The organism is uncultured Corynebacterium sp., from assembly GCF_902782855.1.
Lineage (GTDB): Bacteria > Actinomycetota > Actinomycetes > Mycobacteriales > Mycobacteriaceae > Corynebacterium.
The window spans coordinates 1-19,496 of record NZ_CACZOO010000091.1 but is presented as its reverse complement, the minus strand read 5'-3'; the positions used below and the strand labels follow the sequence as shown (position 1 = coordinate 19,496).

Genomic DNA, 19,496 nt, shown 5'->3' with positions numbered 1-19,496 from the left:
CGGCGGCAGGACCGGCGGCAGGGACGGCGGCAGGGACGGCGGGTCCACCGTCATGGGTGGGGCGGATGTGCGTTCCGTAGGTGTCGAGGGCCACCACCTGGTGCGGCGGCGCGGGGAAGGGAAGTGGGTTCACCGAGTTGAGGACAACCGGCATCCGCTCAGCGAACCGACCGAGCACACCCAGCAGGACCTCCCGGTCGCGGGCCTCCCGGACCTGCTCGAAGTCGTCCATGACAAGCATCCGGATCTCCCCGTGGTGGGCGGGACGCAGCGACAGGGCGATACGCAGCAACAGCCTGTCGAGGGTGGACAGGTCGGAGACCCAGGCCTCCAGCGGCGGCAGGTCCCGGCTGCCGAAGACCTCCCCGCACAGGTCGGTGAGGTCGTCCACGGTCGCTCTGCGCACCGGCAGGTACCAGGAACGTGACCAGGCCTTGTTCTCCGTGATGATGTCGCGGACGCGGACCGACCTCGGCATCTCGTCGAGCTGGTCCACCCCGGCGAGCGCGACACGGTGCCGGATACTCCTCCGGTCGGTGTAGCCGAGAACCTCGATCTGCCCGGAGCTCGGCTTCATACGGCCGGAGAGCACCAGCGACAGTGCAGTGCGGCCGGAACCACCGGAGCCACCGAGCACGGTGAGCCCGACCGGATCGAGTGTGAAGGTCAGTGGCCCGAAGACGAGCCCTTCCTCGGCGTCCACCTCGATCGCCTCGGCGATGACGGACGGGTGGGCTGTGTCACTCCGGGTCACTGTGTTTCCTCATGGTCATGGGACAGAAGATTGTCCCAATATACGCAAGTGACCCCCGTCCCCTGAACGGTTCGACCGAACCCGTGCACCGCCACGGCCGCCACCCCGCCGACCTGCGGCCCCCGGCGACTACTCGGCGGGCGCGGTGCGCCGCCGACGACGACGCTTGCGCGGCGGCGGCAGCTGGTCGGCGGCACGCAGCGCGGCGACATGCTCTGCCAGCGCGTCCACCAGCTCCGGGACACCGGCGACCTCGGGCATGACATCGACGCGCAACCCGTGCTCCTCCGCGGTCTTGGCGGCCATCGGCCCGATGCACGCGATGATGGTGCGGGCGTGGGGCTTACCGGCGATGCCGACAAGGTTCTTCACCGTCGACGACGAGGTGAAGCACACCGCGTCGAAACCACCCGACTTGATCATGTCGCGGATGTCCTGGCTGGGCGGGGCGGCCCGCACGGTGCGGTAGGCGACGACATCCTCCACCGACCAGCCGAGATCGATGAGACCGTCGACGAGGGTGTCGGTGGCGATGTCGGCGCGTGGCAGCAGCACCCGGTCGACCGGGTCCAGGTCCTCATCGTAGGGCGGGAAGACCTCGACCAGGCCGGCGGCGTTGCGGGCCCGGGCATTGGGCAGCAGTTCCGGGGTGATGCCGAGGTCGCGGACAGCCTGGGCGGTCTTCTCCCCGACAGCCGCCACGGACACACCGGCCAGGGCACGGGCGTCGAGGCCGAACTCCCGGAGCTTCTCCCACACGGCATGGACCGCGTTGACGGAGGTGAAGACGATCCACTGGTAGCGGCCGTCGACCAGCCCCTTGACGGCACGCTCCATCTGGGCGGGACTGCGCGGCGGTTCCATGGAGATCGTCGGCACCTCGATCGGGATCGCGCCGTGGGACGCCAACCGGGCGCTCATCGGACCTGCCTGGGCCTTCGCCCGTGGCACGAGCACGTTCCAACCGTAGAGCGCACGGTTCTCCCACCAGGAGTACTTCGACCGGCCGGACGCCGCCGCACCCAGGGTGACGACGAGGTGCTCCGGCAGCTCACCCTCCTTGGCCAACGGCCCCGACGCCGCGACGACGGACTTCAGGGTGTCGAGGGTGACGTCCCAGGACCGCTGCTTGCGGGTCGTCGCATGCACCGTGACGGTGGCCGGGGTCGACCCGGGGACGCCGTGGCCCTTGAGCTCCCGGGCGACCGGGGCGAGATCGGTGGGCGCGACGGTGACGATCAACGGCTTCGGCGCGGCGGCGACCGCCGCCCAGTCCACCCCCGCCAGACCACCGCGCAGGTCGACGGCCGTGTAACCGTCGCCGGTGGGGATACCGTTGTAGGCCGGCAGCGCCGAGGCACCCGTCATGCCCGGGATCACCTCGAACTCGGCACCGAGCGCGGCGACCTCGCGCAGCTCACGCAGCACCGCAGGATCGTCGACCGGGTTACCGGCGACGAGACGGAGCACGTTGACCCCGGTGTGGACCCGGTCCACCATCTCGGCGGCCAGACTCTGCGCGGTGAGATCGGGGACGGTGAGGTCTGGACCGGTGGCTCCGGCACCGCCGCAAGGGGACTCCGGCAGATCCGGCGTGGTACGCACCGTGGCGGACGTGACGGAATCCCCGCCCGGGACCGCAAGCACGATCTCCGCGGCGGTGACCTGCGTGGGCCGGGACGGACGACGGCGACTGCCGGCCTCCTTGGCAGCCTCGTTCTCCGCCCGCCACTTCTTCTCCGCCTCGTCGAGCTTCGCGGCGGAGACCGGCTCAGCCTCAGCGATGAGAGCGCGCACGGTCTCGGGGACGGCGGGGTCGACCCAGGCATGGACCGTATGCTCGAGAATGTCGCGGGCACGGACGGTCAACAGTTCGGGGTTGCCCGGCCCGGCGCCGACGAAGAGCACGCGTCCGTATCCGAGGGCATTACCGGCAGAGGTCATCGGGGTCTTTCTCGTTTGAAGCGTCCGCCACGGACGGGAGTCCGCCGTGGGGAAGGAAAAGTGGTGTGAAGCTCGAGGGGTCGGGATGCGGCACGGGAGCGCGGCCCTACTGTGGAGCATCGGCAGCGATCACCGCGGCCGCTCCGGCATCCAGCAGTTCCCCGCCGAGTATCCGGCCCAACTGCCGCGCGGTCTCCCGCCACCGCGGATGCACCGGGTCATCACCGATGTCCGTCAGGTCGACCCGCCCCGAGACCTCCCGGACCAGGCGTGTCGTCCCGTCTAGTGCGAAGACACCTGCCTGCAGGGTGAGCGTCGTGGCGTCCTCCCCGGTCCCGAAGTCGGAGTAGGCGCCGACCGGGGCGGTGCAACCGGCCTCCAGGGTGGCCAGCACGGCGCGCTCGGCGACCGCCCGCGCGTGGGACACCGGATGATCGAGGGCGAGGACCGCGGCGACCGCCTCGGCGTCATCGACCCGGACCTCCACGCACAACGCCCCCTGGGCTGGGGCCGGCATGATGTCGGCGACGGCGACGGTCTCGGCGGCACGGTCGAGGTGACCGACCCGCTCCAGACCGGCCCGCGCCAGAACGACGCCGTCAAGGTCGCCAGGACCACCGTCGACGACAGTGCTGGTCGTGCCGTCACCGGCGCGGCCCATGCGGGTGTCGATGTTGCCGCGGATGCCGACGCACTCGACATCGGGGCGCAGCGTCCGGATCTGTGAGACCCGGCGTGGCGCCCCGGTACCGACCCTCGCACCGGCGGGCAGCTCACGCAGGGTGAGGTTGCCGTGGCTGACGAGGACCTCACGCGGATCGGCCCGCGGCGGGACGACCGCGACGAAACGGGGGTCCGGGGCCGTCGGCAGGTCCTTGAAGGAGTGCACGGCGACGTCACACTCCCCCGCTGCCAGGGCATTGCGCAGCGTCTCGGTGAACACGCCGACGCCGATCCTGGACACCGGGGTCTGCGCCTTCTGGGAGGCGTCCCCCGGGGTGCGCACGAAGTGCAGCTCAGCGACGGCACCGTTGTCGACGAGGGCGTCGCGGACCGTGCCGGTCTGGGTGGACGCCAGGGTCGAGGCCCTGGTGCCGATGAGAAGGGTACGGGTCATGACGCCTCTCCGGAGAGCATACTGCCGATCCGGGCGAGACCCGCGTCCCCGGGCTCCAGGGAGCGTGAGACGGCGGCCGAGGATGCGGCGGGAAGATTGAACAGGACAGCGAGCGCCTCGGCGTAGTTCACACCGCCGGCGGAGCTCAACTTCTTCACCTGGACCGTCGGGGTGTGCAGGATCTTGTCGACGACGCGACGCACGGTGCGGGTGACCTCGGCACGGTCCTGGTCGTTCATGCCGGGGGTCCGGCGGATGAGCTGGCCGAGTTCATCGTCGATGACGTCGGAGGCACGCTGGCGCAACGCCTTCACCGTCGGGACGACCGACTGGACGCGGACCTGCTCGAGGTACTCGGCGAGCTCCTGGGCGACGATGGCGCGGGCAGCGTCCTCGTCACGGGTTCCGTCACCGGCCAAGGTGGTCAGCTCCTCGATGTTGAGAAGGCGGATGTCCGCGCCGGCGCCGGTGACCGCGTCATCGATGTCACGGGGCATGGACAGGTCGACGAGCACCATCCGGTGCGGCCGGGCGGCCTGGGCCGCGGCGATGTCCGCCCCGGACAGGACGGTCCCGACGGCACCCGTGGCCGAGACCACGACATCGACACCCGCGAGGACGCCGGGGATGCCCGTCAACGGCACGGCGGAGGCCGCCACACCCGCCTGTCGGGCATGGTCGGCGAGGTTCTCGGCACGGCTCAACGTGCGGTTCGCCACGGTGACGTGCTCCACACCCGCCCGACCCAGCCAGGTGGAGGCCAGCGAGGACATCGCACCCGCGCCGACGACGAGCGCCCGACGACCGTGCATGTCGGTGGCGTCCAGTTCGGTGAGGGCGTGGCCGAGGGCGAAGCTCACCATCGACGACCCGGCGACATCCACCTCCGTCTCGGTGTGGACGCGCTTGCCGGTGCGCAGGGCGCGCTGCGTGAGCTCGTGGAGGGTCGTTCCGACGGTGCCGTTGTCGTCCGCGGTCTGGTAGGCGGCACGCAACTGGCCGATGACCTGCTGCTCGCCGACGACCATGGAATCGAGGCCGGAGGCCACGGTGAGCATGTGCTCGGCGGCCTTGTCCGCGTAGCGGACGTAGAGGTAGGGCTCCAGGTCGGTGGCGGGGATGCCGGCGTGGTCGGCGACGGTCTCGACGACGTGGTCGAGCGCGGGGTGGAACGCCGTGGTCGCGACGTAGAACTCCATGCGGTTGCACGTCGAGAGGACCAGTGCCTCGGTGACGCACTCACCGTCGAGCATGTCCCGTTCCAGTGCCCCCAGGTCCCCCGCTGCCGCGGAAGCCTTCTCCAGCACCGGCACGGGCGCGGACCGGAAGGACAGACCGACGAGGAGGACAGCTGCGGGCCCGGTGATACCCAGTCCGGCCATGGGTGTTCCGCCTCCTGTGTGTCATGAATCAGCGCGTGTGCAGACATTCAGACTCCGCCGGTGCCGACGGGGTCGCCAACGGTGTCAACGGGTCTCTACGGTATCTGTTCCGCCCCCCAATGACCAAAGCGTGGGGTCCGGTGTTGTATAAGGATCAGTCCCGGCGGGCGGCGGCGACGGCGTCCACGAGCTCCCCGTCGTCGATCTCCCAGCAGGCGATCTCCTCATCCTCGACCAGCACCACCGGGACACGGTCACCGAACTCGACCGCCAGCGCAGTCTCCCCGTCGACGTCGATGACCTCCAGGCTGGTGCGGAGGGTCGCGCACAGTGGGGTGATCTGCTCCCTGACCCGCGTGCACGAGCCACAGGTGCCGCGGACGAGGAGCGTGACGGTGACGGGGCGGTCGACGGGACAGGTCATGACGACGAGTCTAGCCGCCGACCGAACGGGGGCACCCGATCCGTGGCAGGGTCAGACGACCGTGAACGCCGCAAGGCGTGGTCCCCGGTAATCCGGGGACCACGCCTTGCCTGCTGCCGGCGAGAGAGCCAGGTCGTGAAACCTGTGAACCTCTACTTGCCGAGCTTCCGTCGCTGGACGCGGGTACGGCGAAGCATCTTGCGGTGCTTCTTCTTCGACATGCGCTTGCGACGCTTCTTGATGACGGAACCCATAGGTCCTCCTCGTCAATGATTCGGTAACGGACAACTGTGATCGGTACCCGACCGCCCGGACCGGCGCCCCCCGGAGGGGCCACCGCAGGCGATCGGTAGCGGCAAGGACCATTCCGAGACCGAACCGACACGAATGGCTCCTACTCTATCTTCCGCACACGCCGCGTACAAAAACACCCCTCCCGTAACGCGGTGGAGACACCGGTACGGGAGGGGCTCCGGGACAGTCCCCGGGGGTGGCGGCGTGGGTGGAATCAGCCCGCCTGATCCGCGTTGTAGATCGATGCGCCGAGGTATTCCTCGACCGCCTGCTCGTGAACGCGGAAGGACCGGCCCACACGCACGGCCGGCAGATCGCCGGAGTGGACGAGCCGGTACACGGTCATCTTCGAGACCCGCATGAGGTCAGCGACCTCAGCGACGGTCAGGAATGTTCCGCTGTCGTTACTTGCCATAGTGTTCCATCCTTTACGACGCCTCGTGCGCTGCAGGCTTCCCCTCCTGCAGAAACAGTCACAACGGTGCGCTGGGACCATACTAGCGTTAACTGTGTGACTGGTGCGATACGAAAGGATGAATGACACCCGTGGTACCCACGGGGCAGGGGTGCCGACGGGGGTGCCTGCCGCTGTCACCGGTCCGGAGACGTGGGGAGCGTCACTCCTCGTCCGACGCCGGGCGCCCGAGCTCGGCAGAACGCCGGGCACACGCCTCCATCGCCCGGTAGAAGGCCCCCCGCAGACCGTTCTCCTCCAGGGCACGCACCGCCGCGGCAGTCGTCCCGCCCGGGCTGGTGACGTTGCCGCGCAGTTCGGAGGCCGAAGAGTCCCCCTTGACCAGCATCGCGGCGGCACCCTCGAGCGTGCCCGCGGCGAGGCGGGAGGCCACCGGCCTGGTCAGCCCCAACTGGACTCCCGCCTCGGTCATCGCCTCGGCGACGAGGAAAACATAGGCGGGACCGGACCCGGAGAGGGCCGTCACGGCGTCCATGTCCTTCTCGCCGACCGTCACCGCGATACCGACCGCCTCCAGCAACGAGCGCACCGACTCGACCTGTTCGGGCCGGGCGAAGCGTCCTCCGGCGACCGCGCTGACGCCCTTACCCACCAGCATCGGGGTGTTCGGCATGACGCGGACGACCGGCACGCCGGCGGCGAGCGCCCCCTCGAGGGAGGACAGGGTGACACCCGCGGCGACGGAGACGACGACCGTCTCGGCGTCGTTGGCGTCCAGGGTGGCGGAGATCTCCTCCAGGACACCCGCCACTGCGTAGGGCTTCACGGCGATGACGACGATGTCCGCCTCGGTGACGGCCTCCGTGGCGTCGTCACTGGTGGACAGACCGTAGGTCTCGTGGAGGTGGTCGAGGCGGGGCGCGTGCGGATCGACGACGGTCACATCGGACGCCGAGATGTCCGCCGCCGCACCCGTGGTATCCGCCACGAGCCCGGAGGCCAGGGCCTCGCCGATGTTTCCGCCGCCGATGATTGCGATTCTGGTCATCCCCCCAGGGTGCCAGGTGTCACCCCGGGGCTGCCACCCGGGGCGCACCAGGATGACGCGCAGGTGCACACCACCCCCGGACCGTGACAGGTCAGATGGACATGATCAGCCGGGGCCCGACGGTCAACGCGATACCGACGACGAACGTCAGAACCAGTATCAGTGTGTCACGGTGGCGCAGCAGGGAGTGGACCACGCCGACGCAGACGAAGGTCACCACGAGTGCCATCACCAGGACCATGCCACTGGCGAGGTTGTCCCACAGGAGGGTGAAACCGAAGAAGATGAGGACGCCGACGATGACCGCGAGTGCGGACTGCCCGATCAACGCCGGCCAGGAGATGGTGTCATCCTCGTACTCGAGGACCTCGTCGTTCCCCAGGTCTCGCGGCTGCTCCACCACCGGGGCCCCGGCCCCGGGACCGTCGCGGTCCGTGAGATCATCGCGGTCGGCGGGATCGTCGTGGTCGGCGGGATCGTCGACCTCGTCGAGCACCCGGAGGTCCTCGATGTCCTCCCTGACCTCCCGGTCGTCGAGGTCGTCGCGGATGTCCCGCACCCCACGACCGTCTTCAGCGAGATCCGTCACGACGAGGTTCTCCATGACAGTCGTGACGGAGGTGTCGTCCCCACCACCGACGGCGGGGACGTCATCGTCACCGCCAGCGGTGGGGACGTCATCGTCACCGCCAGCGGTGGGGACATCATCGCCGGTGGCCGCGGCAGGGACGTCATCACCGTCGGCGCCGGTGCCCACGGCCCCGGGGCCGCTCACGGAACCTGCACCGGACAGCAGGGAATCCGGGACGACCGTCTGGACGACCGTGGACTGCTCATCGAATCCCGAGGGAACGCCGGTGTCCGCAACGGAGCCGGCGTCCCCGGCGCCCCTGTCGTCACCGGAGTCCGCCGCATCAGCCTTCTCACCGGGGTCCACGGCGTCCGCAGGATCGGCCTCATGGCCGCCGTGTGTCCTGACCGGGGCACCCCCGTCACCCCCGGCGACGACCGCGTCCCCGCCCCGACCATCGGCCGGTGCGTCCTCATCGTCGATCCTGACGACGGGGATCGATCCGGTCAGTTCAGAGACGGAGACCCCGCCCTCGTCGAGGTTGCGGCGTCGACGGGGCCGGCCGGAGGCGGTACGACCGCCTTCCCTGGCATTGCGGGCCAGCAGCTCCGCTACCGTCAGCTTCTCACTCATCCTTGATTCCCATCAGTCTCCGTCCCACCCCACCGGTCGGCGGGTGACACCGACCGGAGAGGTACTACAGATGACACTCTACAGTTGCCGAATCTCAACTCACACCACATCCGGCACAGCGGCTCACGTCTGCGGCTGATCGGCCGCCGACGACCCACCCCGGTGAAGCGCCGTCAGTCGTCGATCCGGAAACTCCCGGAGACGCTCTCCCCCGCGTCCGCCCGACGCAGGATCACACCCTCGCGCAGCGCCCACGGGCACATCTCCAGCCGTTCGATACCCAGATGACGCATCGCCGCCTCCGCGACGAGCGCCCCGGCCACGACCTGGTGGGACCGGTCGGCGCTGACACCCTCCAGCTCCGCCCGGTCCGCCGCCGTCATCCGGGAGATGAAGGCGGTCAGCTGACGCAGACCCGGCCGCGTCAGCTCACGGCGGACACGTGGCCCCGCCGAGCTGGGCGCCGCACCGGTGAGGCGGGCCAGCATACGGAAAGTCTTCGAGGTACCGACGGCCCGGTCGACGGGACCCGCCTCCCGCAGGAGCTTCGCCGGTTCAGCGAGGGTGTCGTCGATGTACCCGGCGAGGGCCCGGATCTCCTTCCGGCTCGGTGGGTCGGTGTCGAACCAGTCGTGGGTGAGCCGACCTGCACCGAGGTTGACGGACTCGGCGACATCGGGCATCTCATTGACCCCGACGGACATCTCCAGCGAACCGCCACCGATGTCGAGGTCGCAGATCCGTCCGGCCGACCAGCCGTACCAGCGACGCACCGCCAGGAAGGTCAGTTTCGCCTCAGCGGGGCCGGAGAGGATGTTCAGGCGGACACCCGTCTCCGCCTCGACCGCGGAAAGCACCTTCTCACCGTTCGTCGCCGACCGCAGTGCGGACGTGGCGAAGGGGAGCAGCTCATCACAGTGGAACTGCTCGGCCATCTCACGGGCCAGGCCGACACCCTTGATCAGCTTCCTCGACCCTTTGCCGGTGATGGCACCGTTCTTGTCGAGGTACTCGACAAGACGCATCGGGGTCTTCCAGTTGCTCATCGGGGTCGGAGGACCGCCGGGGGCCATGTCGACCACAACGAGGTGCACCGTGTTACTTCCCACATCCAGGACGCCTAATCGCACGTGCTCCACACTAGCGGTTCCCGGGGGTCCCGCGTGTGTCACGGGGCACGGAAAACGAGTCGGCGGCACCGTGCCGTCGGCGACGGCCGCCGCAACCGTGGCTGCGACCGTGACTGCGACCGTGGCTGCGACGGACACGCCGGAGGCGACGGAGGCGACGGAGGCACCACCACCGCCCGGGGACTTCGTCCCGTAACAGCCCGTCACTACAGTGGACGGGATGACTGTCCCGGACCACGCCCTCGCCACCGGATTCCCTGAGGGAACCCCCGCAGACCTGTCGATCCGCGCCGGCGCCGAGCTCCCCGACCGGCACCCCCGCGAATGGCTGGAATTCATCGACCCCGCCGATCCGGAGCACATCGTCCAGGCCGACCTCACCTGGCTGACCTCGACCTACCGCTGCCGCTTCGGCACCGGATCCTGCCACGGCATCGACGCGGCGAACCCCGACGTCGGCTGCTGCGTCCACGGGGCCTTCCTCACCGACGAGGACGACCACGCCGCGCTCACCGAGATCGCATCCCGGCTCACCGACGAGGACTGGCAGCTGCGCGGCGAAGTGCTCGCCCTGGCGATCGGGGACGCCGCCCGGAACGGGGACTCCGCGGGCGGCATCGGGGATCCCGGGCCCGAACCCTGGCTCGTCTGGGACGAACTGGACATCGAAGACCCGGCGGACCCGGCGGACGCCGACGGAGCGGGCGGGACCGAGCCCGCACTGAAGACCCGCGTCCTCCGTGGTGCCTGTGTCTTCGCCAACCGGGCCGGTTTCGCCGGTGGGGCGGGCTGCGCACTGCACGGCTGGGCACTGCGTCATGACGTGCCGGTGACCGTCGCCAAGCCCGAGGTGTGCTGGCAGCTGCCGTTGCGTCGGTTGGAGGACTGGGAGACCACACCCGACGGGCGGGAGATGCTGCGCACCACGGTCACCGAGTACACCCGCCGCGGCTGGGGTGGGGGCGGTGAGGACTTCGACTGGTACTGCACCTCGGACCCCGCCTGTCACGCCGGATCGACGGGACTGTGGGAGAGCTGCGCCGAGGAGCTCACGGAACTTCTCGGCGCGGAAGCCTACGCGCTGCTCGCAGAGCACTGCCGGGCCAGGGAGGAACTCGTCGGCTCACTCCCCCGACCGCTGACCGACGGTGTCTCACCGTCCGGACTGCCGTTGCTGAGCATTCACCCGGCGACGGTGGAGGCGCGCCGCCGCGACCGGGTCCGGGCGCGGGGTCAGGCGAACTTGTAACCCAACCCCCGCACCGTCAGCAGCTGCACCGGCGAGGACGGGTCTTCCTCGATCTTCCCCCGCAGCCGCTTGACGTGCACGTCGAGGGTCTTCGTGTCCCCGACGTAGTCCGATCCCCAGATCCGGTCGATGAGCTGGGCCCGGGTCAGTACCCGGCCTGCGTTGCGCAGCAGGTACTCCAGCAGGTCGAACTCCTTGAGCGGCAGGGCGACCTCGTTCCCCGCCACCGTCACCACGTGACGTTCCACGTCCATGGACACCCGTCCGCCGGAGAGTACGGTGGACTCCCCCTCGCCGGAGTCCGCGTCCCCGCCGCGACGCAGCACCGCGCGGATCCGTGCGATGAGTTCACGCGCGGAGTACGGCTTGGTCACGTAGTCGTCGGCGCCGAGTTCCAGGCCGACGACCTTGTCGATCTCACTGTCGCGGGCGGTGACCATGATCACCGGCACCGAGGAGGTGGACCGCAGTTGGCGGCACACCTCCGTGCCCGACATGCCCGGCAGCATGAGGTCCAGGAGGATGATGTCCACCGGGCCGTTGCCGCCCGGCCCACCCGCCTCCGCCTCGGCGAACCGGTCCAGCGCCGACGGCCCGTCGGCGGCGGTGGTGACAGTGAATCCCTCCCGTTCGAGCAGGAAGGCCAGGGGTTCAGAGAGTGACTCCTCATCTTCGACGATGAGGACGTGCGACGTACTGTTCACGGTCGTCCAGTCTAGGTGGAGTTCTCCTGCCCGTCCGCCCCCGCACCATGACTTCGTCGCCTGTTCATCTCGGCGTCACCTACGCGGTCGGTGGCGGTCAACCGTTCCTGGTCGGGAACCTCGTCGGGCCCGGTCGCCGTGTCCTCCCGGAAGACCGGGAACTCCAGTGAGAAGGTCGAACCGGTGCCGGGCCGCGACCACAGGGAGACATTCCCGCCGTGGTTGATCACCGTGTGCTTCACCAGCGCCAGCCCCAGACCCGTACCACCGGTCGCCCGGGAACGGGCCTGGTCGACCCGGAAGAACCGTTCGAAGACCCGCTTCTGGTCCTCCGGGGCGATGCCGATGCCGTGATCGGTGACGCGGATCACCACCGACTCGCCCTTCACCGCCCGGCTCACCGACACCGGCGTCTCCTCGGGCGAGTAGTTCACCGCATTGGCGATCAGGTTCGCCACCGCGGTCACCAGCAGCCCCTCGTCCCCGAGCAGACGGGCGCCCGAGGGCGCGTCGGTCTTCAGCTCGATACCGTGCAGTGCTGCGGATTCCCGGTTGCGGGCGACCGCGGCGTCGATGACGGCGTCCACCTCCACCGGGCGGGGATGCGGCAGCGACTCCGCCCCCTGCAACTTCGACAGGGTGATCAGCTCCGAGATCATCGATGACATCCGGGCCGTCTCCCGCTGCAGCCGGTGCCCGAAACGGGTGACGGCCACCGGGTCGTCCCCGGCGTCCACCAGTGCCTCGACCAGCAGGGAGATCGCACCGACCGGGGTCTTGAGCTCATGGGAGACATTCGCCACGAAGTCGCGGCGGGCGGACTCCATCCGCACGTTCTCCGAATTGTCCCAGGCGTAGACCACCACGAAGCGGTCATCGGCGGATGTCAGCGGCTGCGCGCGGACCAGCACCGAGAACACCGGGCGGTCCCGGAAGCCCGGGTGCGCCGGACTGTGCACGAGTTCGCGGGCGTCCGCGTCATCGAAGACGAGCTCCGCCAGCCGCCACACCTCCGGCACGAGTGCGCGGTCACGGACGACGCCGAGTTTCTCCGCCATCCGGTTGACCAGGATGACATCCTGTCGGTTGTCGACGACCGCCACGGCGGCGGGTGCGGTCTCGACCGCGAAGTGCATCACCTGGGCGATGGTGGAGAGTTGGTTGTGCGTGTCGCGCCGCTCCCGCTCCCCGCGTGCCCGCCGTTCACGGGCGCGGCGCCGCAGAACGGCGACGACCAGCGCCGCCCCCGCGGTGACCACCACCCCCAGCAGGACGCCGAGAACAAGTGCCGTCGACGTCCCCATCGGTTCTACTTACCGCCCTGCGCTGCCACTGCGGCCGCCCCCGCGGCCGCAGCCTCCGGATCGAGGTACTCGCCACCGGGGTTGGTGACCGTGCCGTCAGCGGTGAACCGGTAGACCAGTGGAATGCCGGTCGGGATGTTCAGACCGGCGATGTCCTCGTCGGAGATGTTGTCGAGATGCTTGACCAGGGCCCGCAGCGAGTTGCCGTGGGCGGCGACCATGACGGTCTCACCGGCCTCGAGGCGCGGCAGGATCTCGACGGTGAAGTAGGGGACGAGCCGCTTGACGACGTCGAGCAGGCACTCGGTACGCGGCGGGTTCTCGAGCCCCGCGTAGCGCGGGTCACCGGCCTGGGAGTACTCGGAGTCGTCGTCGAGCTCCGGCGGCGGGGTGTCGTAGCTGCGACGCCACGCCATGAACTGGTCGTCGCCGTACTTCTCCTTGGTCTCGGCCTTGTTGAGACCCTGCAGGGCACCGTAGTGGCGCTCGTTGAGGCGCCAGTCGCGGATCACGGGGATCCACAGGCGGTCGGCGGAGTCGAGGGCGAGGTGCGCGGTGGTGATCGCCCGGCGCAGCAGCGACGTGTACAGGATGCCGGGTTCGAGACCGGCGTCGGCGATGAGCGTGCCGGCGTTGCGTCCCTCCTCGCGGCCCTGGTCGGTGAGGTCGACGTCGACCCATCCGGTGAACTGGTTGGAGGCGTTCCACTGGCTCTGACCGTGGCGGAGCAGGATCAGTGTGCCGTTGCTGTTGTTGCTCATGGCCTTCATTCTGCCACGGGTGTGGCGGGGGTACAGCGGAGAGGACCGGTAACACCAGCCGGAGCCGGGCAGCTGCGCTCCGGGAGGCGCCTGACTCTCAGCTGTTCGGGGGCAGCGGGGCAGAGACCCCGGGTACCGGGGCGGCCGGGGCACCGGAGGTGTCCCCCACGGCCGACGCTGAATCAGGTCCCTCGTCCGCGTCGGGACGCAGCTTCCGGAACGCCTCGAGATTCCGGGTCGACTCGCCCCGGTCAAGCCGCCACGCCCACTCCCGGCGGATCGAGCCCTCGAAGCCACGCTCCAGGATGCGGTTGAAGTCACCGTCCGCCAACTCCAGCACCTGACCGAGAATCCGCTGCACATCCTCCGCGTCCAGTGCGTCGGTGAACTGCCCCACCAGGTAGATGTCCGAATTGTTGTCCAGGGTGTAGTGCACGCCGAACGACTTCCGGTTGTGCTGCAGCAGCATCCGGTACACGTCGGCGTGGTTCTCCTCCACCGCCCGGCAGACGAACGCCTCGACCCGTAGCCCGTTGGACTGCGGGATGAACAGCGTGTTCGTCTTCAGCCGGGCCTCCCCCGGCAGCTCGACCACGGCCACCCCGTCGGAGACCGAATACCCCGCACCGCCCTTGTCCGGTGCCCCGTCCGGGCCCCCGAGCGCGGCATCCAACAGGTCGGTGAGTTCATCGAGTGTCATGGTCCCGAATCTACCCCGGCCCACCGTCCGCCCGGGGCGACTTCACCGCGGCGGGACCCCACGCGGTCACCCCGGCCCCTGCGGCACACCGTGCGGCAACCGTTCCGCCGACTGCGCCACCCCGTCACCCAGCGCGCGGTCGTAGACCGCCTTCATCCGCTCGACCGTGGCGTCCCACGAGTAGACCGCCGCATGCCCGGGGGCCGCGGCACCCATGGCGATCCGCGTGGCATCGTCGATGACCAGTTTCTCGAGGGCCTCGGCCCACACCGACGGGTCGTGGCCGTCGACAAGCAGTCCGGACTCCCCCTCGGTGACGGTCAGCGGCAGTCCACCGACCCGGGCCGCCACGACCGGGGTGCCCGAGGCCTGCGCCTCCAGGGCCACCAGCCCGAAGGACTCGTTGTAGCTCGGCACGGCGATGATGTCGGCGGCCTGGTACACGGTCACCAGCTCCTCCGGTGGACGCGGCGCCAGGAACCGCACATAGCCGGACACCCCCAGCGCCGCCGCCAGATCATGCAGCTCATCGGGACGCTCCAGCCCGGTTCCCGAAGGCCCGCCGCAGATCACCACCCGGATGTTCTGCCCCGGATGGCGTCGGATCAGTTCGGCCGCGGCGCGCAGCAGGACATGCGGTCCCTTGAGCATCTGCAGGCGTCCGATGAACGCGATGACCTTCGCCCGCAGCGGGATGCCCAGTTCCCGACGGGCCCGCTCGGTCGCCCGGTCCGACCCCGGGGTGAACCGTTCGACGTCCACGCCCGGCGCGACGACGGCCAGTCGGTCGGGGTCGGCGTCATACGCCGCGATGATCGCAGCCGACTCCTCGGCCGTGTTGACGATGATCCGGTCGGCGTTGTCGATGATCTGCTGCTCACAGATCCGGCGCGACTCCGGCTCCGGGGTGTCGCCGTCGGCCAGGCCCAGGTTCTTCACCGCCGCCCACGTGTGCGCGGTGTGCACCAACGGAACCCCCCACAGGTCGCGGAGCAGCCAGCCGACCTGGCCGGACATCCAGTAGTGGGTGTGGATGAGGTCGTAGACCCCCGCGCCGGTGCGGGTGCAGGAGGTCTCCGGCACATCGGTACGGCTGGCCGCCTCACCGCGCACGAAGGCGATGACCGACCCGGTGAAGGCGGTCAGCTGGGTCGGCAGCGACTCCTTTGCCAGTCCCTCGAACGGCCCGGCGACGCAGTTGATGACCCGGAACCCCGGAGCGACCTCCACGACCTCTCCCTGGGAGGCCCTGGTCGCGCGGGTGAACACATCGACTTCCACACCGTGGGACGCCAGGTGGGAGGCGACGTTGCGGATGTAGACGTTCATACCCCCGGCGTCCCCGATACCCGGCTGTTCCAACGGGGAGGTGTGCATGGAGATCATCGCGACGCGCATGCCCCGGATAATAGTCAGTCCGGCAGGGCCACGCCGATCCACACCGGCTCGGGCACCAGTGACACTCCGAAGGCCGCGCGCACCCCGTCACGCACCGCGGTGGCCAGGTCGACGATGTCACCGGAGGACGCCGCCCCCCGGTTCGTCAGTGCCAGGGTGTGCTTCGTCGACAGGCCGGCCGGCGCGTCCTCCCGGATCCGCCAGCCCCTGGGGAATCCGGCGCGTTCGATGAGCCAGGCGGCGGAGAACTTGAACTGCGGCCGACCGTCCGCGGCGGTGCCGGCCGGGTAGCACGGCACGGTTCCGGCGACCCCGGGGCCGCAGTGCACGGCGATTCTGGCGGTGACCGCGTCCCTGGCGTCCGCCCCGGTGACGACGGGGTTGGTGAAGAAGGAGCCGGCGGACCAGGTGTCGTGATCGGCGGCGTCGAGGACCATGCCCTTGCCGCGGCGCAGGGCCAGCACCGCTTCACGCACCTCGGCGACCGGACGCCGCGGGTGGTCCTCGGACTGCTCCACCCCGAGTCGGCGTGCCAGTTCGCCGAAACGCAGCGGTACGGACAGTCCGTCGGTCGTCAGCCGGAACTCGACGGCGGTGACCACACCTCGGGCGGTGAACTTCAGGTTCGAATGTCGGTAGGACAGGTCGAGGGTCTCCGGGCCGACCCAGGCCGTGTCACCGGTGGTGCGGTCGAACAGCCGGACGCGGTGCAGCAGGCCGGCGACCTCGGCACCGTAGGCGCCGATGTTCTGCACCGGAGACGCGCCGACGGTGCCGGGGATGCCCGAGAGACACTCCAGTCCGCCGAGGTTCTGCCGCACCGACCAGGACACGAGATCATCCCAGACGGTACCGGCGGACGCCCGGACGATGACAGAGGTGGCGTCCTCCCCGACCACGGTGGGGGAATCGCCGGGCACGGGGACCACCGCGACCAGGTGCCCCACCTCTTCGCCGACGACGAGGTTCGATCCACCCCCGACGACGAGGAGCGGCACACCCGCCGCATCGAGGGCGCGGACCGTGGACGCGAGGGCGTCGGGTGTGGCGCACAACAGGGTCGCCGCCGGTTGTCCACCCACACGCAGGGTGGTCAGGTCGGCGAAGCCGGCGCCGGAGAGACGCACACCGGAAGTCGCGGACAGCGACGTCAGGAGGCCTGCAGGCACAGGACGGGGCACAGGACGGGGCACAGGGTCAGCGGAACTCACGTCGTTTACCGTAGTCTGATCGCATGACTACTCACATCGAAACCTCGGCCACGGTCAACGCGCCGGTCGAGAAGGTGTTCGCCGCTCTCAGCGACCGCGCGTACTGGGAGTATGACGCCCAGCACCTCTCCGACGAGCCCGGCGAGGTCAACGCCTTCGCCGCGGACTCCGGCATCGAGGTCACCCTCTTCGAGGTCCTGCCCACCGACGCCCTGCCCGAGGCCGTGCGTTCCATGGTCTCCCAGAACCTCAAGCTCAAGCGGGTCATCTCCTTCGGCGAGCTGACCGACGGCGTCTCCAACGGAGAGATGTCCGCGGAGATCAAGGGCGCCCCGGTGAAGTTCACCGCGGAGCTCACCCTCGTCGGCGAGAACGGCACCACCACCCTCGAGGCCGAGGCTGACGTGGACGTCATGATCCCGATGATCGGTGCGGTCATCGAGCCCAAGGTCTCCGACGCCGTCAAGGACATCCTGGTCAATGAGGCCGCCCTCATCGAGAAGTGGATCTCCGAGAACGCCTGACTTAGGTTGACCCGGCCTGATCCGGCCTGATCCACCCCTGCCACGATCCTGACCCGCCGCCCCCGTTCCCCGGAACAGGTACGGCGGGTTCTGCGCGCCGTGCACCGCCCCGGCAGGCCCCCGGACCTGTCCGTTCGCTGGCAACGACGGCCCGATTCCCCACCAGTCCACGCCCTCACCAGCCACCCCGGTGGCACCGCGTTCACCCCGTGGGCCACACTGGAACCCGTGACTCACGCATCTGACACATCCTCCGACAGCTGGGGCCGCTCCTCAGGGGCCGCCCCGACCGGTCGACCCGGTTACCCCGACGGCACCGTACCCGACCGGCGGGGCACCGGCGCCGGGCGGGGCCGCGGACGTGGGAGGGGCGTGAAGATCCTCGTCACCGTGGTCGTCGTGGTCCTCCTGCTGCTCGCCGCCGCCGAGTTCGGCCTGCGCTTCACCCTCAAGGGACGGGTGTCCGACGAACTGCGCGACTCCGCGACGGATCAGGGCATCGAGCTGTCCGGCGACCCGCAGGTGAGCTTCGGCGCTTCACCGATGCTGCTGGGCCTGGTGCGGGGCAGGATCCCCGAGATGACCGTAGACCTGCCCTCCAGCCTCAACATCAGCTACCGGGACAGTGACCGCTCGAAGCCCGTCGTCACCGGTCAGCCCGCCGCCACCCTCACCGCAAAAAACATGCAGGCCTCCGGTGACGATCCGACGGTCGGCGACCTCACCGTCGACACGGTCCTGCCGCAGGACTACCTCCTCGCCGTCCTGCAGAGGTCCATGTCCGGCGACGGCGGCGACGGCGGGAACCGGACGGCCGACGACAGCTCCGGTGCCGGTCTCCTCTCCGGTCTGATCCAGATCACCGGGGTGGACACCGACCCTGACGCCGGCACGCTCGACATTGAGATCAGCGGCGGCCTCGCCACCCTGTCCATGACCCCCTCGGCTGTCGACGGCGGCATGTCCTTCGAGGTGGCGGACCTGCAGATCTTCGGGATGAGCCTGCCGGACGACATGGTCGCCGGGCTCTCCGACTCCCTCACCCGGACCGTCGAGAAGACCGACAACCTGGAGATCACCCGGGTCTCGGTCACCGGCGACGGGCTTGAGGTCCGGCTGCACGGTTCCGACGTCAGGGTCGACGACATCGCCTCGGAGGTGGACTCCACCACCAACGCCACCATCAACGTCTGACGGGGTGCTCAGGCAGGGGGCTGACGGGGCTCTCAGGCGGGGGCCCCGGCCAGGATCTGCTCCGGCGAGGAGACACCCAGTCTCGTCGCCCCCGCGGCGAGCATCGCCACAGCGGTGGCCCAGTCGCGGATCCCGCCGGACGCCTTCACCCCCAGCCCGCCCGCCCGGCCGGGGCGCCGACCGACCTCGTCCGCCATGATCCGCACAGCGTCCACCGTCGCCCCGCCCGCAGGGTGGAACCCGGTGGAGGTCTTGACGTAGTCGGCACCCGCCGTCGCCGCGGCACGGCACGCCGTGCGCAGCCGCTCCTCGTCGAGCAGTGCGGACTCCAGTATCACCTTCAGCGTCACCGGCGCAGGCACCGCCTCACGCACCGTGACGATCTCACTGATCAACGCGTTGGCGTCCCCTGCCACCGCGTTGGCGATGTCGATGACCATGTCGATCTCCCGCGCACCGCCGGACACCGCCAGCCGGGCCTCGCTCGCCTTGACCAGCGGGTGGTGCTTACCGGACGGGAAACCCACGACCGAGGCGACCACGAGAGACTCCGGAACACCGCGCAGTGGCAGCATCGACGGGGAGACGCACACCGCACCGCATCCCAGCCTGACAGCGTCCGACACGAGGACGTCGACGTCGGAGTGGGACGCCTCGGGTCGGAGCAGTGTGGCGTCCATGACCGCGGCGACCTGATCCCGCGACGGTGGACCGGGCACTCGAGCGGGCACCGGACCGG

At 69.7% G+C, this 19,496-nt stretch carries 20 protein-coding genes; 3 read left to right on the top strand and 17 right to left on the bottom strand.

The genetic code is table 11. From position 1 onward, the window contains the following. From QZV72_RS04325 to QZV72_RS04280, 10 genes are all read right to left on the bottom strand, one after another. Positions 1-754, bottom strand: a 754-nt coding sequence (locus tag QZV72_RS04325; RefSeq protein WP_297005719.1) for an ABC transporter ATP-binding protein, incomplete at its 3' end; no start/stop codon positions are given. Positions 755-883: 129 nt separating this feature from the next. Beyond that, positions 884-2,698: a uroporphyrinogen-III synthase gene (locus tag QZV72_RS04320; RefSeq protein WP_297005718.1), complete on the bottom strand. Its 1,815-nt coding sequence runs from the start codon at positions 2,696-2,698 to the stop codon at positions 884-886. A gap of 106 nt (positions 2,699-2,804) precedes the next feature. Continuing rightward, positions 2,805-3,815: a hydroxymethylbilane synthase gene (gene hemC / locus QZV72_RS04315; protein ID WP_297005716.1), complete on the bottom strand. Its 1,011-nt coding sequence runs from the start codon at positions 3,813-3,815 to the stop codon at positions 2,805-2,807. Next, entirely contained in the window at positions 3,812-5,197 is a 1,386-nt protein-coding gene (locus QZV72_RS04310) for a glutamyl-tRNA reductase (RefSeq protein WP_297005714.1), read from the bottom strand. Before QZV72_RS04310 ends, hemC begins: the two co-directional genes overlap by 4 nt. Before the next feature lie 154 nt (positions 5,198-5,351). Then, the gene (locus QZV72_RS04305) at positions 5,352-5,621 is read right to left on the bottom strand and encodes a glutaredoxin family protein (RefSeq protein WP_297005712.1); all 270 of its coding nucleotides are present in this window, start codon (positions 5,619-5,621) and stop codon (positions 5,352-5,354) included. 152 nt (positions 5,622-5,773) lie between these two features. Beyond that, on the bottom strand, positions 5,774-5,875 hold the full coding sequence (locus tag QZV72_RS04300; RefSeq protein WP_003855542.1) for a 30S ribosomal protein bS22: 102 nt from the start codon (positions 5,873-5,875) through the stop codon (positions 5,774-5,776). 254 nt (positions 5,876-6,129) lie between these two features. Then, the gene (locus QZV72_RS04295) at positions 6,130-6,330 is read right to left on the bottom strand and encodes a helix-turn-helix domain-containing protein (RefSeq protein WP_297005710.1); all 201 of its coding nucleotides are present in this window, start codon (positions 6,328-6,330) and stop codon (positions 6,130-6,132) included. 202 nt (positions 6,331-6,532) lie between these two features. Next, on the bottom strand, positions 6,533-7,378 hold the full coding sequence (gene proC, locus QZV72_RS04290) for a pyrroline-5-carboxylate reductase (RefSeq protein ID WP_297005708.1): 846 nt from the start codon (positions 7,376-7,378) through the stop codon (positions 6,533-6,535). 91 nt (positions 7,379-7,469) lie between these two features. Further along, positions 7,470-8,582, bottom strand: a complete 1,113-nt coding sequence (locus QZV72_RS04285) for a hypothetical protein (RefSeq protein ID WP_297005706.1) — start codon at positions 8,580-8,582, stop codon at positions 7,470-7,472. Positions 8,583-8,755: 173 nt separating this feature from the next. After that, on the bottom strand, positions 8,756-9,712 hold the full coding sequence (locus QZV72_RS04280; RefSeq protein ID WP_297005704.1) for a Ppx/GppA phosphatase family protein: 957 nt from the start codon (positions 9,710-9,712) through the stop codon (positions 8,756-8,758). Between the two features lie 220 nt (positions 9,713-9,932). On the opposite strand from QZV72_RS04280, the gene QZV72_RS04275 reads away from it, so the two are divergent. Next, complete coding sequence (locus QZV72_RS04275) at positions 9,933-10,961, top strand: hypothetical protein (RefSeq protein WP_297005702.1); 1,029 nt, start codon at positions 9,933-9,935, stop codon at positions 10,959-10,961. Here QZV72_RS04275 and QZV72_RS04270 read toward each other — a convergent pair. The 6 genes from QZV72_RS04270 to QZV72_RS04245 form a co-directional block, all read right to left on the bottom strand. After that, a complete protein-coding gene (locus tag QZV72_RS04270; protein WP_297005700.1) occupies positions 10,946-11,665 on the bottom strand; it encodes a response regulator transcription factor in 720 nt (239 codons plus the stop codon). The two genes, QZV72_RS04275 and QZV72_RS04270, sit on opposite strands and share 16 nt — an antisense overlap. 11 nt (positions 11,666-11,676) lie before the next feature. Beyond that, positions 11,677-12,969 (bottom strand): cell wall metabolism sensor histidine kinase WalK, encoded by a 1,293-nt coding sequence (locus QZV72_RS04265; RefSeq protein WP_297005699.1) that lies wholly within the window; start codon positions 12,967-12,969, stop codon positions 11,677-11,679. 5 nt (positions 12,970-12,974) lie between these two features. Next, the gene (locus tag QZV72_RS04260) at positions 12,975-13,730 is read right to left on the bottom strand and encodes a phosphoglyceromutase (RefSeq protein ID WP_297005698.1); all 756 of its coding nucleotides are present in this window, start codon (positions 13,728-13,730) and stop codon (positions 12,975-12,977) included. A gap of 97 nt (positions 13,731-13,827) precedes the next feature. Beyond that, the gene (locus QZV72_RS04255) at positions 13,828-14,430 is read right to left on the bottom strand and encodes a YbjN domain-containing protein (protein WP_297005697.1); all 603 of its coding nucleotides are present in this window, start codon (positions 14,428-14,430) and stop codon (positions 13,828-13,830) included. Positions 14,431-14,496: 66 nt separating this feature from the next. Then, positions 14,497-15,828: a D-inositol-3-phosphate glycosyltransferase gene (gene mshA, locus QZV72_RS04250; RefSeq protein ID WP_297005696.1), complete on the bottom strand. Its 1,332-nt coding sequence runs from the start codon at positions 15,826-15,828 to the stop codon at positions 14,497-14,499. A gap of 14 nt (positions 15,829-15,842) precedes the next feature. Continuing rightward, on the bottom strand, positions 15,843-16,982 hold the full coding sequence (locus QZV72_RS04245) for a UDP-N-acetylmuramate dehydrogenase (protein WP_297005723.1): 1,140 nt from the start codon (positions 16,980-16,982) through the stop codon (positions 15,843-15,845). Positions 16,983-17,062: 80 nt separating this feature from the next. On the opposite strand from QZV72_RS04245, the gene QZV72_RS04240 reads away from it, so the two are divergent. Next, positions 17,063-17,563, top strand: a complete 501-nt coding sequence (locus tag QZV72_RS04240; RefSeq protein ID WP_297005693.1) for a DUF2505 domain-containing protein — start codon at positions 17,063-17,065, stop codon at positions 17,561-17,563. A gap of 228 nt (positions 17,564-17,791) precedes the next feature. Then, entirely contained in the window at positions 17,792-18,757 is a 966-nt protein-coding gene (locus QZV72_RS04235) for a DUF2993 domain-containing protein (RefSeq protein ID WP_297005691.1), read from the top strand. Positions 18,758-18,789: 32 nt separating this feature from the next. Here QZV72_RS04235 and deoC read toward each other — a convergent pair whose 3' ends face one another. Then, positions 18,790-19,437 (bottom strand): deoxyribose-phosphate aldolase, encoded by a 648-nt coding sequence (gene deoC, locus QZV72_RS04230; RefSeq protein ID WP_297005721.1) that lies wholly within the window; start codon positions 19,435-19,437, stop codon positions 18,790-18,792. Positions 19,438-19,496 lie beyond the last annotated feature (59 nt).

What these genes read in the sequence shown, in the direction of transcription:
- QZV72_RS04320 (WP_297005718.1), bottom strand. Translation starts at nt 2,698, where the DNA reads ATGACCTCTGCCGGTAATGCCCTCGGATACGGACGCGTGCTCTTCGTC.
- hemC (WP_297005716.1), bottom strand. Translation starts at nt 3,815, where the DNA reads ATGACCCGTACCCTTCTCATCGGCACCAGGGCCTCGACCCTGGCGTCC.
- QZV72_RS04310 (WP_297005714.1), bottom strand. Translation starts at nt 5,197, where the DNA reads ATGGCCGGACTGGGTATCACCGGGCCCGCAGCTGTCCTCCTCGTCGGT.
- QZV72_RS04305 (WP_297005712.1), bottom strand. Translation starts at nt 5,621, where the DNA reads ATGACCTGTCCCGTCGACCGCCCCGTCACCGTCACGCTCCTCGTCCGC.
- QZV72_RS04300 (WP_003855542.1), bottom strand. Translation starts at nt 5,875, where the DNA reads ATGGGTTCCGTCATCAAGAAGCGTCGCAAGCGCATGTCGAAGAAGAAG.
- QZV72_RS04295 (WP_297005710.1), bottom strand. Translation starts at nt 6,330, where the DNA reads ATGGCAAGTAACGACAGCGGAACATTCCTGACCGTCGCTGAGGTCGCT.
- proC (WP_297005708.1), bottom strand. Translation starts at nt 7,378, where the DNA reads ATGACCAGAATCGCAATCATCGGCGGCGGAAACATCGGCGAGGCCCTG.
- QZV72_RS04285 (WP_297005706.1), bottom strand. Translation starts at nt 8,582, where the DNA reads ATGAGTGAGAAGCTGACGGTAGCGGAGCTGCTGGCCCGCAATGCCAGG.
- QZV72_RS04275 (WP_297005702.1), top strand. Translation starts at nt 9,933, where the DNA reads ATGACTGTCCCGGACCACGCCCTCGCCACCGGATTCCCTGAGGGAACC.
- QZV72_RS04265 (WP_297005699.1), bottom strand. Translation starts at nt 12,969, where the DNA reads ATGGGGACGTCGACGGCACTTGTTCTCGGCGTCCTGCTGGGGGTGGTG.
- QZV72_RS04260 (WP_297005698.1), bottom strand. Translation starts at nt 13,730, where the DNA reads ATGAGCAACAACAGCAACGGCACACTGATCCTGCTCCGCCACGGTCAG.
- QZV72_RS04255 (WP_297005697.1), bottom strand. Translation starts at nt 14,430, where the DNA reads ATGACACTCGATGAACTCACCGACCTGTTGGATGCCGCGCTCGGGGGC.
- mshA (WP_297005696.1), bottom strand. Translation starts at nt 15,828, where the DNA reads ATGCGCGTCGCGATGATCTCCATGCACACCTCCCCGTTGGAACAGCCG.
- QZV72_RS04240 (WP_297005693.1), top strand. Translation starts at nt 17,063, where the DNA reads ATGACTACTCACATCGAAACCTCGGCCACGGTCAACGCGCCGGTCGAG.
- deoC (WP_297005721.1), bottom strand. Translation starts at nt 19,437, where the DNA reads ATGGACGCCACACTGCTCCGACCCGAGGCGTCCCACTCCGACGTCGAC.